Origin of the sequence: Hyphomicrobium sp. (assembly GCF_035687085.1) — a bacterium.
In the GTDB taxonomy this organism is placed as follows: domain Bacteria; phylum Pseudomonadota; class Alphaproteobacteria; order Rhizobiales; family Hyphomicrobiaceae; genus Hyphomicrobium_B.
The window spans coordinates 31,225-43,844 of the sequence record NZ_DASRYS010000006.1 but is presented as its reverse complement, the minus strand read 5'-3'; the positions used below and the strand labels follow the sequence as shown (position 1 = coordinate 43,844).

13 protein-coding genes are annotated in these 12,620 nt (G+C 60.2%); 5 read left to right on the top strand and 8 right to left on the bottom strand.

Annotation, left to right across the window (positions count from 1 at the left end; genetic code table 11):
• The first annotated feature begins 45 nt into the window (after positions 1–45).
• Both VFG26_RS05350 and secB read left to right on the top strand, forming a co-directional pair.
• The gene (locus tag VFG26_RS05350; protein ID WP_325022993.1) at positions 46–576 is read left to right on the top strand and encodes an FxsA family protein; all 531 of its coding nucleotides are present in this window, start codon (positions 46–48) and stop codon (positions 574–576) included.
• A 109-nt stretch (positions 577–685) separates the two neighbouring features.
• Complete coding sequence (gene secB, locus VFG26_RS05345; protein WP_325022991.1) at positions 686–1,192, top strand: protein-export chaperone SecB; 507 nt, start codon at positions 686–688, stop codon at positions 1,190–1,192.
• A gap of 40 nt (positions 1,193–1,232) precedes the next feature.
• Here secB and dnaQ read toward each other — a convergent pair whose 3' ends face one another.
• Genes dnaQ through VFG26_RS05320 form a run of 5 tightly spaced genes read right to left on the bottom strand, consistent with a single transcriptional unit; the run spans position 1,233 to position 4,878 of the window.
• Complete coding sequence (gene dnaQ / locus VFG26_RS05340) at positions 1,233–1,952, bottom strand: DNA polymerase III subunit epsilon (RefSeq protein ID WP_325022989.1); 720 nt, start codon at positions 1,950–1,952, stop codon at positions 1,233–1,235.
• A gap of 28 nt (positions 1,953–1,980) precedes the next feature.
• Positions 1,981–2,595 (bottom strand): dephospho-CoA kinase, encoded by a 615-nt coding sequence (gene coaE, locus VFG26_RS05335; RefSeq protein ID WP_325022987.1) that lies wholly within the window; start codon positions 2,593–2,595, stop codon positions 1,981–1,983.
• Positions 2,596–3,426 (bottom strand): shikimate dehydrogenase, encoded by an 831-nt coding sequence (locus VFG26_RS05330; RefSeq protein ID WP_325022985.1) that lies wholly within the window; start codon positions 3,424–3,426, stop codon positions 2,596–2,598.
• Positions 3,423–4,034 (bottom strand): Maf family nucleotide pyrophosphatase, encoded by a 612-nt coding sequence (locus VFG26_RS05325; protein ID WP_325022983.1) that lies wholly within the window; start codon positions 4,032–4,034, stop codon positions 3,423–3,425. The genes VFG26_RS05330 and VFG26_RS05325 overlap by 4 nt, the downstream gene beginning before the upstream one ends.
• On the bottom strand, positions 4,027–4,878 hold the full coding sequence (locus VFG26_RS05320; RefSeq protein WP_325022981.1) for a pyruvate, water dikinase regulatory protein: 852 nt from the start codon (positions 4,876–4,878) through the stop codon (positions 4,027–4,029). The genes VFG26_RS05325 and VFG26_RS05320 overlap by 8 nt, the downstream gene beginning before the upstream one ends.
• Positions 4,879–5,330: 452 nt before the next feature.
• Between VFG26_RS05320 and hemE the strand changes: the two genes are divergently transcribed.
• The 3 genes from hemE to rho all read left to right on the top strand — a co-directional run bounded on the left by hemE (position 5,331) and on the right by rho (position 8,397).
• The gene (gene hemE / locus VFG26_RS05315) at positions 5,331–6,386 is read left to right on the top strand and encodes a uroporphyrinogen decarboxylase (RefSeq protein WP_325022979.1); all 1,056 of its coding nucleotides are present in this window, start codon (positions 5,331–5,333) and stop codon (positions 6,384–6,386) included.
• A gap of 2 nt (positions 6,387–6,388) precedes the next feature.
• Positions 6,389–6,928, top strand: a complete 540-nt coding sequence (gene hemJ, locus VFG26_RS05310) for a protoporphyrinogen oxidase HemJ (RefSeq protein WP_325022977.1) — start codon at positions 6,389–6,391, stop codon at positions 6,926–6,928.
• Positions 6,929–7,131: 203 nt separating this feature from the next.
• Positions 7,132–8,397 (top strand): transcription termination factor Rho, encoded by a 1,266-nt coding sequence (gene rho, locus VFG26_RS05305; RefSeq protein WP_325022975.1) that lies wholly within the window; start codon positions 7,132–7,134, stop codon positions 8,395–8,397.
• A gap of 97 nt (positions 8,398–8,494) precedes the next feature.
• On the opposite strand, the gene bla is transcribed toward rho, so the two are convergent.
• The 3 genes from bla to VFG26_RS05290 form a co-directional block, all read right to left on the bottom strand.
• Positions 8,495–9,349 (bottom strand): class A beta-lactamase, encoded by an 855-nt coding sequence (bla, locus tag VFG26_RS05300; RefSeq protein ID WP_325022973.1) that lies wholly within the window; start codon positions 9,347–9,349, stop codon positions 8,495–8,497.
• A 152-nt stretch (positions 9,350–9,501) separates the two neighbouring features.
• Positions 9,502–10,473: a sterol desaturase family protein gene (locus VFG26_RS05295; protein ID WP_325022971.1), complete on the bottom strand. Its 972-nt coding sequence runs from the start codon at positions 10,471–10,473 to the stop codon at positions 9,502–9,504.
• Positions 10,474–10,565: 92 nt separating this feature from the next.
• Positions 10,566–12,605 carry a thioredoxin domain-containing protein gene (locus VFG26_RS05290; RefSeq protein ID WP_325022969.1) on the bottom strand — a complete coding sequence of 680 codons (2,040 nt, stop codon included), beginning with the start codon at positions 12,603–12,605 and terminating at the stop codon, positions 10,566–10,568.
• Positions 12,606–12,620 lie beyond the last annotated feature (15 nt).

Here is a 12,620-nt window from a genome sequence, read left to right as displayed (position 1 = left end):
AGGGCCCATCCGCGCTAAGGTGCCGCAACAGTTTTGCGAGCCGTTATGTCTCAACCTTTGAAAATCGCGGTCATATTAGCATTTGCGGCCCTGCCGTTGCTCGAAATCGGGCTGCTGATCCGTCTCGGACAGGTGATCGGCATTTGGTGGCTCGCAGTTATCGTTATCGGCACCGCCGCCCTTGGAACGTACGTCATCCGCCAGGTCGGCATCTCGGTATTCGAGCGCGCCCTGTCGCGATTAAACACCGAACGTGAAGGCTTCCCACCGCTCTTCGATGGATTTTTGCAGGTTCTCGCCGGCCTGCTCCTGATTTTTCCCGGCGTGATCTCGGACCTGCTCGGCCTGCTCCTGCTCGTTCCTCAACTCCGGCGCCTCGTCATACAGACCGGGCTCCTGAAGCTCGTCACGCTCTTCCACTATCAGGCCGAGGTCAGCCGCGAGACCTTCCGCGCCGGAACGGCGGAAACTCCGGCCGGGGATGATGGTATTGTCATCGAAGGCGAATATGAGCGGGTCAGCGAACGGCCCTTGCATCAATCCAAAGCGGTGCAGCCGAGACGATCGCGCTCCTGAGGAAGAACGTGCACGAAAGAGTGCAGTCTCTCTCCATTGCGCGGCCCTGAGCGCCGTGCTAGCGACCGCCCTTCAATTTCGCGAACATACATAGCTTCAAGAGGGCACGATGGCCGATCAGGGAACGAATGGAAATGGCGCCGGCGCAGCGGCAGAGCAGCTGGGCCAAAATCCCATTCAGGCCAAGATCGTCAACCAGTACATCAAGGACCTCTCGTTCGAAAATCCGAACGTCCACAAACTGGTGGCAGGCATTGGCGACCAGCCGAGCCTGAAGGTCGAGGTCAACGTCGGTGCGCGCAAGCTCGAAAATGATCTCTACGAGTCCGCAATCGAACTCAAGGCGACCGCGACGAACAACATCGGCACGATCTACGTGCTCGAAACTGTCTATGCTGGTCTCTTGAAGATCGAAAAAATGCCGGAAGGCGCGCTCGAGCCGTTCCTGCTCATTTCCGGCCCGGCGATGATCTTCCCGTTCCTGCGCCGCCTCGTCGCCGACGTCACACGCGAAGGTGGATTCCCGCCGCTGCTCCTCGATCCCATCGATTTCGGACAGCTCTATGTTCGCCGCCAGCAGCAGCAGGCGCAGGCATCGGGCAAAGCCCTCGCCTAAACTCCCGATCCGATTGTCGATTGAAGCTTAGCGCCAGCGATCACGAGTTCGCTGGCGTTTCATCCCAGAAGCGCAACCACAGTCCGGGCATCTTCATCTTTTCGATGAACGAGCGATGCGCTTCGATATCCGCTTGCCCGATGCGCGGCGCCAACGGCTCCGGCCGGACCATCGCTGCGGTGCGGCCAGCGCCGCTACGCTGAGCAGCTGATGCACTGGCACTCGATGACTGCAGACCGAACGTGGCCTGCCGTTCTCCGAGCAGCTCGACATAGACTTCCGCCAGCAGCAAACTGTCGACGAGCGCGCCGTGCTTCGTGCGCTGGGAATTGTCGATCGAGTAGCGTTTGCAGAGTGCGTCCAGCGTGTTGGGACCGGCTGGATGCCGCCGCCGCGCAATGGCGAGCGTATCGACCACACGATCGAAGCTCAGCGGCTTCTCGCCCACGAGCCCCAGCTCATAGTTCAAGAACATGATGTCGAACTGGGCATTGTGAATAACCAGAACATCATCGCCGATGAAATCCAGGAATTCCTTGAAGACGTCGCGGAACAGCGGCTTGTCGAACAGGAACTCTGTCGAAATCCCATGGATCTCTTGCGCCTCGCGAGGAACGTCGCGCTGCGGGTTGATGAATTTGTGAAACTCTTTGCCCGTCGGAATGCGGTTGATCATTTCGATGCCGCCGACTTCGATCAGGCGGTGACCCTTCTTGGGATCAAGACCCGTCGTTTCGGTATCGAGTACGATTTCGCGCATTGAGCTCTTTCCCCCTGGTGCCGCCGGTTTACCGCCAGAATTCGTCGTAAGCCGTGGCGCTGAGGGGCAGGAGCTTAGAGATAATGCGATCGATTTGGCTGTTGCAGTTTTCGATCGAACCGTTCGTGTCCACAACGAAGTCCGCGCGCGATTGCTTTTCCGCTTCGGGAAGCTGCCGGGAGACCACCGCTTCGAACTTCGCTTCCGTCATCCCTGGCCGTGACAGAACCCGCGCCCGCTGAACCTCAGGCGAGGCCGTGACGACGACGATCGCATCAACATACTCGTCGCGGTCACGCTCGAGAAGGAGTGGAATTTCGAGAACCGCCATGGCAGCGTCGTGGGCCTTCTCGTCTTGCAGAAAGCGGCGCTCGGCCTCTTCCACGCGGGGATGCACGATGGCTTCCAGATCCTTGAAGCGCGATGGATTGGCGAGAAGTTGTTCGGCAAGCTTGCTGCGGTCGACCGTTTGCCCCGTGACCGATCCGGGAAAAGCCCGCTCGATCTCGTCGTTGAGCGGCCCCGCATAAAGGCGATGAACCTCCGCGTCCGCATCAAAAACGGGAATTCCGCGCTCACGAAAGCGCGCCGCGGCGGTCGACTTGCCCATGCCGATCGACCCCGTCAAACCAACAACAAGCATTCAGGCCCCTCGAATATTCTCTGCAATAAGACTGTAGAGTTCGGGCGTCACTTCCGGCCGGACTCCAAACCACTTCTCAAATCCCGGCACCGCTTGGTGCAGCAGCATGCCGAGCCCGTCCACCCCGGCGAGCCCATGCCGGCGCGCCGCAGCCAGCAACGAAGTCTCGAGCGGCACATAAACGAGATCTGTTACCACCACCTCTTTGCGGGCTGCCGAGAAATCGATGCCCACATCCCCCGTGCCGTTCATTCCGAGCGTCGTCGTGTTGACGATGACCGAAACCTCCGCAGTATGATCATTACGAGTGTCCCACGGCCAAGCGGTAACGCGCGCGCCGAAGTGACGCGCAGTCTCCTCTGCCCGCTCAATTGTCCGGTTGTAGAGGCGAATGTCGCCCCGGCCGGCTTCTAGAAAACCATGAATGACGGCGCGTGCCGAACCGCCCGCTCCCAAGATCATGATGGGACCGGGCGTCTTCCGCCATTGCGGCGCCGACTGATCGAGATTGGCCATGAAGCCGTAGGAGTCGGTATTCGCGCACGCCAGGGAATCGCCCTCGAACCAAAGCGTATTCGCAGCACCGACCGCAATCGCAGACGGACTTCTGATTTCGGCAATCGAGAATGCCGCTTCCTTATGGGGCACGGTCACGTTGCAGCCTGCAAACCCGCGCGCCTTGAGCGATCCGAGAAACGATTTCAGCTCCTCGGGCTGCACCGCTTCTTTGGTGTACGTCCCCTCGATGCCGTACTTTTTCAGCCAGTATTGATGGATGAGCGGCGAGCGCGAATGCGCAATCGGCCAGCCGATAACGCAGGCACGTTTCATGCTGTGATCATCTCTTCATCGCGAAGACGCGCCAGGAGCGGCAGCAATGGAATGCCAAGGATCGTAAAATAATCGCCGTCGATCCGCTCGAAGAGCTGCACGCCGAGACCCTCCAGTTCATAGCAGCCGACGCTTCCCAGAATGCGCTCTCCCACCCGTTCGAGATAAGCGCCGATGAATTCATCGGAATAATCGCGCATCGTCATGCCGGCGGTGGCCGTCGTTTGCCAATGCACGTTGCCACCTTGCGCCAGCGCAACGGCTGAGACCAGGTCGTGCGTCCGCCCCCGCAGCATCACGAGATGCTCGCGAGCCTCCGCCAGGCTTCCCGCTTTCGCAAAAATTTTGCCGCCCAGCGCTAGGACCTGATCGGCGCCGATGACGAGCGCATCGGGATGCGCGACCGAAACGACCCGCGCCTTTTCCGATGCCAGCACGCTCGCAACATCGGACGCTTCCGCACCTGAGGTTTTCTCTAAGATGGCATCGCGGACGGCGGCTTCGTCGATATCCGCGGGAATGATCTCGAATTCGAGACCTGCCGCTTCGAGCAACGCGCGGCGCGCGGCACTCCCGGAAGCGAGGATCAATCGGCTGGCATCAGGCATTGGCAGAGTCCGTTTCCGGCTTCGACCCCGCCTTGCGATCATGCAGCAGCTTCAAGATCATCGTTGCCGATTCTTCGATGGAGCGCCGCGTCACGTCGATAATCGGCCAACCATACTGCGCCGCGATCTTCCGCGTGTAGGCGATTTCAGCCGAGATCGTATCACGATCGACATACGTTTCGAGATCGCGGTCGGCCATCAGGATCGCGCGGTTGCGCCGCACGTCGGCGATTCGATCGACATTTGCAATCAAACATACGACAAATGCCGAGTGCTGGCGGAAGAGCTGCTCCGGCAAAGCCACCTGCGGCACGAGCGGCAGATTGGCCGTCTTGTAGCCGCGCTGCGCAAGATAGAGCGAGGTCGGCGTCTTCGAGGTGCGCGAGATGCCGAGCAGGACAATATCGGCATCGCTCAGATTGTCCGGCAAACGCCCGTCATCATGCGCCATCGTGAAGTTCATCGCATCGATGCGGCGGAAGTAATCGGCATCGAGCACGTGCTGCCCGGCGACCGTCGGCGTCTGCGGCGCGCCGAGATAACTCTCGAAAACCTGCATGATCGGTCGCAGCACCGCGAGGCAAGGAATTTTGAGCCGCTGGCAATGCTCCTCGAGCTCGGCCGCGAGCACCGGATTGACGACGGTATAGAGAACGATGCCGGGCTCAGCCTCGATGTCGGCGAGAACCCGCTTCAACTGCCGCTGCGTTCGCACGAGCGGATGCACATGCTCGATCGCGCGAATATTTTGATACTGCACGATGGCCGCTTTCGCGATCGCAGCCAGCGTCTCCCCTGTCGCGTCCGAAACAAGGTGCATATGGAACAGGCTAGGCAGCGTCATGACATCGATCTCTGGCGATCGCCCGGCGGCCGCCTGTTCAAAACACCAACGTTATCCACGGACCCGGTGGGCCATTCCTGGGTTGAGAGAACAACTGCCGGCTCACCCACCGCGATACCCACATTGAGGCAAAAGGGAAAGATGTTGTTCGACCGCCGACCATCCTATGGGACATCTGTCCCCCTCCAGCCCCTCTCCGGCGGTTGTCAACAAGCTCTTCCTCCGGGTTGCCGTTGCAGGTCGTTTGCAAGCCATTGATTAATCGGAGCCCTGGACGTCTATTGCGCGCCGCGCCCCACAGACACTAACGCTCGTGCTACACGGGCGGGCCGCTTGAAACCTTGTGGACGGACTGTGGACCATTCCAGGATCCCCAATCCTCGCCGCCCTAAGAGTCAAAAAAATAAGCTTCAAGAAATCTTATCTGATTTGAAGTGAAGGGAAGAACGACGTTGCCTGACCTGAAAACCCAAGGACCCACGAAGCACTTCCTGACGCCGTTTTCAGGCAAGTCGGTCGCACCACCTCCCGTCTGGCTCATGCGCCAAGCCGGGCGTTACCTCCCCGAATACCGCAAGGTCCGCGCCGAGGCCGGCAGCTTCCTCGACCTGTGCTACTCGCCCAAGCTCGCTGCCGAAGTGACGCTGCAGCCGATCCGCCGCTACGGCTTCGATGCTGCGATCCTGTTTTCCGATATCCTCGTCGTGCCGGATGCCCTTGGCCAAAGCGTTCGCTTTGCCGAAGGCGAAGGCCCGCGGCTCGACCCGATAAAGTCGGTTGATGATCTGCGCCGACTCGAACTATCGAACACCCACTACAAGTTCGCAAAAGTTTGCGAGACCGTCGCGCTGCTGAGCCGAGAGCTGCCGCGCGAGACGGCGTTGATTGGATTTTGTGGGGCACCTTGGACCGTTGCGACGTACATGGCCGAAGGCCGCGGATCGACCGACCAAGCCGCAGCGCGCAGCTGGGCCTATCGAGACCGGCAGGGCTTTTCACAGCTCATCGATCTCCTGGTCGAAGCCTCGATTGTGTATCTTTCGAACCAGGTGGACGCGGGCGCCAACGCGCTGCAGATTTTCGACAGCTGGGCGGGTAGCCTCGCCGAAGACGAATTCGAGCGCTGGGTGATTGCCCCGACGGCCCGCATCGTCACCGAAATCCGCCGCCGCCACCCGAAAGTCCCGATCATCGGTTTCCCGCGCGGAGCCGCAGCCCTCCTCCAGAAGTACATTGATGGCACCAATGTCGACGGCGTGAGTTGTGATACATCCTGCCCGTTGAGCGTCATGCAAACGATCGCGAAAACCGGCAAGGTCGTGCAGGGTAATCTCGATCCCCTGCTCGTCGTCGCCGGCGGCGAGGCACTCGACGCCCGGACCGACGCGATCCGCCAGGCCATGGCCGGCTTGCCCTTCGTCTTCAACCTCGGGCATGGCATCGTGCCTCAGACCCCGCCGGACAACGTGGCCCGGCTCGTCGATCGGATCCGCAAAACGGGAGCCTGAAAATGTCGGACGCGCCCTCCGTTCCTGAGACAGCCGGCTCGCCGGGCCGCCGCGCTGCAATTGCGCTGGGCGTGACCGTCGCACTGGCCGCGGCGCTCGTCCTTCTCTTCCCCGCCAGCGCCTATCTCTGGATGAAATCCTTCCACGTCATCGCGATCATCGCGTGGATGGCGGCCATGCTCTATCTGCCGCGGCTTTTCGTCTACCACGCCGAGGCGCCGGCCGGCTCCGCTCAGGCAGAAACGTTCAAAGTGATGGAGCGGCGGCTTCTGACGATCATCGCGACGCCCGCCATGATCATCACCTGGGTGCTCGGCCTATGGCTTGCGACCGAAGGCCGTTTCTGGGCCGCCCCGTGGTTGCACGCAAAAATCGCGCTGGTTCTTTTGCTTTCCGGGTTGCATGGCTATCTATCAGCAGCGGCCCGGGCTTTTCGTGAAGATCGCAACACGAAACCGGCGCGGCATTGGCGCATTATCAATGAGGTGCCGGCGCTTCTCATGATCGGCATTGTCATCCTGGTGATTGTAAAGCCATTTTGAGACTTTCCAGACCTGCGTCGATCTGCTATGAATAAACAGTCCTCATAGGATTTTGGCAGACGGCACGTTTCGACGTTTTGATGCGTCAACGCACGCCGGTTCATGAAGAGGCGCCCGCCTCGACGCCGTCATGCCAGGCTCATTCATCCCACCTCACCACCCCGTTTCCGCTCAGATGCGGCGCTCCGTGGAGTTCTTTTTCAATGAAGCAAATGAAGCTCGAGGATTTGAAGCGGAAATCCCCCGCCGAGCTCGTCACCTTTGCCGAAGAGGCTGGTGTCGAGAACGCCTCGACCCTGCGTAAGCAGGAATTGATGTTCGCGACGCTCAAGCAGCTCGCGACCCAGGAAACCGAAATTACTGCAACCGGCGTCGTCGAAGTCCTCCAGGACGGCTTCGGCTTTTTGAGGTCGCCGGACGCCAACTACCTGCCCGGCCCCGATGACATCTACGTCTCGCCCTCGCAGATCCGCCGCTTTGCCCTCCGCACCGGCGACACCGTCGAAGGCCAGATCCGCTCGCCCAAGGACGGCGAACGCTATTTCGCCCTTCTGAAGGTCTCGAACATCAACTTCGAAGACCCCGAGAAGGCCAAGCACAAGAGCCACTTCGACAACCTCACGCCGCTCTACCCGACGAAGTGGCTGAAGCTCGAAATCGAAGACCCGACCATCAAGGACCTGTCGTCTCGCGTGATCGACATCGTCTCGCCGCTCGGCAAAGGCCAGCGCGCCCTGATCGTCGCCCCGCCGCGCACCGGCAAAACCGTGCTGCTGCAGAACATCGCCCACTCGATCACGGCCAACCATCCGGAATGCTACCTGATCGTTCTTCTGATCGATGAGCGGCCGGAAGAAGTCACCGACATGCAGCGCAACGTCAAAGGCGAGGTCATCTCCTCGACATTCGACGAGCCGCCCTCACGCCACGTGCAGGTGTCGGAAATGGTCATCGAGAAGGCTAAGCGTCTCGTTGAGCATAAGCGGGATGTCGTCATCCTGCTCGACTCGATCACCCGCTTGGGCCGCGCCTACAACACAGTCGTGCCGTCTTCCGGTAAGGTCCTGACCGGCGGCGTCGACTCCAACGCCCTGCAGCGCCCGAAGCGCTTCTTCGGTGCCGCCCGTAACATTGAAGAAGGCGGCTCGCTGACCATCATCGCGACGGCCCTCATCGATACCGGCTCGCGCATGGACGAAGTGATCTTCGAAGAGTTCAAGGGTACCGGCAACTCGGAAATCATTCTGGACCGCAAGGTCTCCGACAAGCGCGTTTTCCCCGCGATCGACGTTTCGCGCTCGGGCACGCGCAAAGAAGACCTGCTGGTGCCGAAGGATCAGCTCAAGAAGGTCTACGTGCTCCGCCGCATCCTCAACCCGATGGGTACGATGGACGGTATCGAGTTCCTCATCGACAAGCTGCGGTCCACGAAGACCAACGGCGAGTTCTTCCAGTCGATGAACACCTAATCCACAGAAAAAAGATTCACGTGAAAAAGGCCGCTCTCCCGAGTGGCCTTTTTTGTTTGCTCTGACGAAACCTGGACACCCGGCCGGCCCCGCGCTTTTACGCACTCCTGAATCGGCTGCAGACGATCCTGCCAACGTCCGCGAGGACGCTGTCTCGTTCCGGTGCGGATGCCGGCGATCCGGTGTAGTACGCCGCGACCAAGATGGGGGCAGCGCCAGGCCGTTCGATAATCGCAACGTCGTTGGCCGTCCCCCGATCCCCGCTTCCGGTCTTGTCACCGCTCTTCCAGCCAGGCGGTAGTCCAGCTGGAATGCGCTTGGCCGCCGTTCTGCAGTTTCGCATCCACGCCAGAAGGGTAGCGCGCGAGTTTTTCGAGAGTTCATCCTCGATCAGTAAACGCTTGAGGTTCGAGACCATCGCGGCCGGCGAAGTCGTATCGCGCGGATCATCCGGCAAAGCCGTGTTAAGCGTTGGCTCATTGCGATCCAGTCGCGTGACGGTATCGCCGAGGCTGCGGACGTAACGTGTAAGTCCGGCAGGGCCGCCAAGCTGGTCCAGCAAAAGATTGCCGGCCGTATTATCGCTGAGCGTCATGGCGGCGTCGCATAGGTCGCCGACCGGCATGCCGCCCTTGCCGACGTTTGCGCGCGTGACCGGCGCATATTCGAGAAGGTCGGACTGGCTGTAAGCAATCACCCGATCGAGTTGGTCTTCACCCAGATCCACGCGCTTGAGAACGGCCGCGGCTGCCAGCAGCTTGAACGTGCTGCACAGAGGAAAACGCTCATTTTCTCTGTAAGCTATTTGCTCGCCGTTGGCGGTGTCGAGAGCCGCCACCCCGAGCCGCCCGCCATGCGCTGCTTCAAGAGCGTCAAACGTCATGCCGTTCGCGCGTAGCGGAGTGCCGGCTGTAAGTGCGACGGCGCCAAAGAAGAAAGTTCGACGATCCAAGAATGCCTCCGGCTGCAGTATCTTGGAGGCAGGCAGTGGAGCAATTCCATCGCCAAAAGATGGCGAGATTTCCGAGCGCGCAGATGATTCACGTGAAATGAAAAAGGCCGCCCAATCGAGCGGCCTTTGGTGTTGTCGAGAGAAGCTGAAGCCTACTCCGCCGCGATGATCTGATCGCGCGCTTCCTGCGCCGGCGTCTTCGTCTTGGCGGCGAGCTTCTTATACCGCTCGGGCTCGCCCTTGCCGGGTTCGTAATAGAACGGCAGCATCATCTGCTCGGTGAAGCTCTTGGGGAAGTTCGGCAACTCGTCGACGCCCATGTCCTTGGACGTGATCTCGCGCTTCGGCTTGTCGCTGAAGGTACCCAGCATCTTGTCCCAGATCGTCAGAAGCAGGCCGAAGTTGCAGTCGCCTTCGGTGCCCCAGTTGACGTGATGCATGTGATGCAGGCGGCCAATGGAGAGATGTCCCTGCAGCGGTCCAAGCCGCGCATCGACATTCGAATGCTGCACGATGAGCGTCACCGAAATGAGGAAGCCCAGCACAACCGCGACCGGCACCGGCATGCCGATGATGACGAGCGGCATATTGCCGACGACCATATCGATGACCTGATGGATCGGATGGCGAATGACGCCGTTGTATCCATAGAGCCGGCCGACACCATGATGGACCGCATGCAGCCTCCACAGCGGCGCGTACCGGTGGCTGAGGTAATGCATCATCATGAAAGCGAAGTCGGCGACGAGGAACGCGATCAGCACCTGGATCCACATCGGCCAGTGCGTCGGCCAAATTCCCTGGAAGGGAAAAAGCCAGCAGATGACCGGGATGAGGAACACGCCATTCATCGCCGAGAGTTCGTAAGCGGCGATGTGCGCGGTGTTGGTGCCGAGATCGCCGTGGCTTTCGTGGTCATTCCATTCGGGGAAGAATGGCGCGATCTTTTCGGCTGCGAATGAAGTTGCATAGGCTGTGGCCAGCAGCGGCAGGAGCCACAGATAGCCCCAGGAATTTCCGCGAGCCACAACGAGTTCACTGACCACCCAATAGGCGGCGAACGTGAGCCCGAGCATCATGAATGGAGCGTAGCCGTAACGGACGACTTCACGAAGGTATTTCATGCGGCGGCCTTTCTACCGAGCTTGTATATCGCCGAGAGGCTGATCCAGCCAAGCGTTTGGGCTGTGAGACGTTTCAACGCGGTAAAGAGACATCAAAAAGCTGCACCCTCACGCGTTGCAGCCCTTCTTGAAGCACGTAATCGCGCAGCAAATTCATCGAGTTCCTGCATAGGTGCGCTGCACGTAGGGCCGACGCAGACGTAAGCGGTGGGTTTGCCGCCGATCGAAGCCTTCCCCGCGAGAGGGGACTGGGCTCCAAGATCAGGCGCCGTTTCGGAGATGAACTCCACGTCGCCCGGCACCGACAGCTGGTGCAACGCTTTCGCGAAGCTCCGGTCGCTGCCAATCACCGACACTTGAACCAACCGATCCAAGTCAAGTTCCGCTGCGAGGAATCCGCAATGGCCGGTGGGGCTCCGCGCGACAGCTCCCGCGAACGCTTCGACAAGTAGCCTAGCCCGATCGTCGTAGCGCGTTTCGCCGGTGACGGCCGCCAACACGATGAGGTTCGAAAGCTGGATGGTGTTGGCGCTGGGGACCGCATCGTCCGACGCGCTTTTGAGGCGCACGACGACATCGGTCGTATCATCGGCCGCCGTGAAATAGCCGCCGCCTTTGCCATCCCAATAATGCTGATCGAGCACGTCCGCCCAGCGCTGCGCTTGCGCCAGATACTTTGTAGACTGCGTTGCGCTGAACAACCGAAGCGCCGCCCAGATCATATTCGCGTAATCGGACGCGGTGGCCGGCGCCTTCGCGAGACCTGCGCGATACGAATGAAAGAGACGATCGCCACCGGCGGAAAGCTTCGTCGTGATACACGTGAAAGCCCGCTCCGCCAGTCCGAGCCATTCCGGCTTTTCGAACACGACCGCGGCGCGAGCGAGCGCGGCGATCATCAATCCATTCCAGTCGGCGAGGATCTTGTCATCCCAGCCGGGACGCACGCGTGATGCCCGCCGCTCTAGAAGCTTCGCACGCAGTTGTGCGAGACGCGCTTCCTCTTCCTCTCCAAGCAACGCCATCGAGTCGAGACGATTGAGGATCGTATGGCCTTCGAAGTTCCCATCGCGCGTCACGCCATAGACGCGCGAGAAAAACGCAGCATCGTCCGCGCCGAGAACCTCCGCAATTTCGTCCGCGCTCCAGACGTAGAACTTGCCTTCTTCGCCTTCGCTGTCCGCATCGAGAGATGCAGCGAAACCACCGGCCTCCCCGATCATCTCGCGCTCGAGCCATTCTACCGTCTCGGCGATGCGGATCTTGAAAAGAGGATCCTGCGTCTCGCGCCAGACCTCTGTCATCAGATCGATCAGCAGCGCATTGTCGTAGAGCATCTTTTCGAAGTGCGGGACGAGCCAAAGCTCATCGACTGAATACCGCGCGAAGCCACCGCCGAGATGATCGTAGATTCCGCCCTGCGCGATATTCCGAAGCGTCGTGACGACAGCGTCCTTCGCACCACCTTCATCGAAAGCAATGGCACCGCGCCACAAGAGCCAGAAGATATTCCATTGCGGAAACTTCGGTGCGCCGGAGAGACCGCCATGCTCGCGATCGACCGCATTCGCGATGCGCTGCACGAGATCGCGAACGTCTACCGCCGGCGCGTTCACACCACCCGCAGCATGATCATCCTTCAGCGACGTGATGAGCGCTTCGGTATTCTTGCGCACGTTGTCGGGCTGATTTTGATAGGCCTCCGAGATGCGGAGAAGCACGGTCACGAACGCCGGACGGCCGTATCGTGATTCACGTGGAAAGTAGGTGCCGCCCCAGAACGGTTTCGCCTCGCTGTCGAGAAACATCGTGAGCGGCCAGCCGCCCTGTTCGCCAAGCCGATGCAGCGCGCCCATGTAGATGGCGTCGATATCAGGACGCTCTTCGCGATCGACTTTGATGTTGATGAAGAGGTTGTTCATCACCTCCGCAGTGCCGGGATCCTCAAAACTTTCGTGCGCCATCACGTGGCACCAGTGGCATGCCGCATAGCCGACCGAGAGCAGGATCGGCTTTCCCGTTCGCCGTGCTTCCGCCAGCGCCTCCGGGCCCCACGCCCACCAATGAACCGGGTTGTCCTTGTGCTGCAGAAGGTAGGGGCTGGTTTCGAACTTCAGGCGATTTTCGCTCAATGGGCACACTTGATT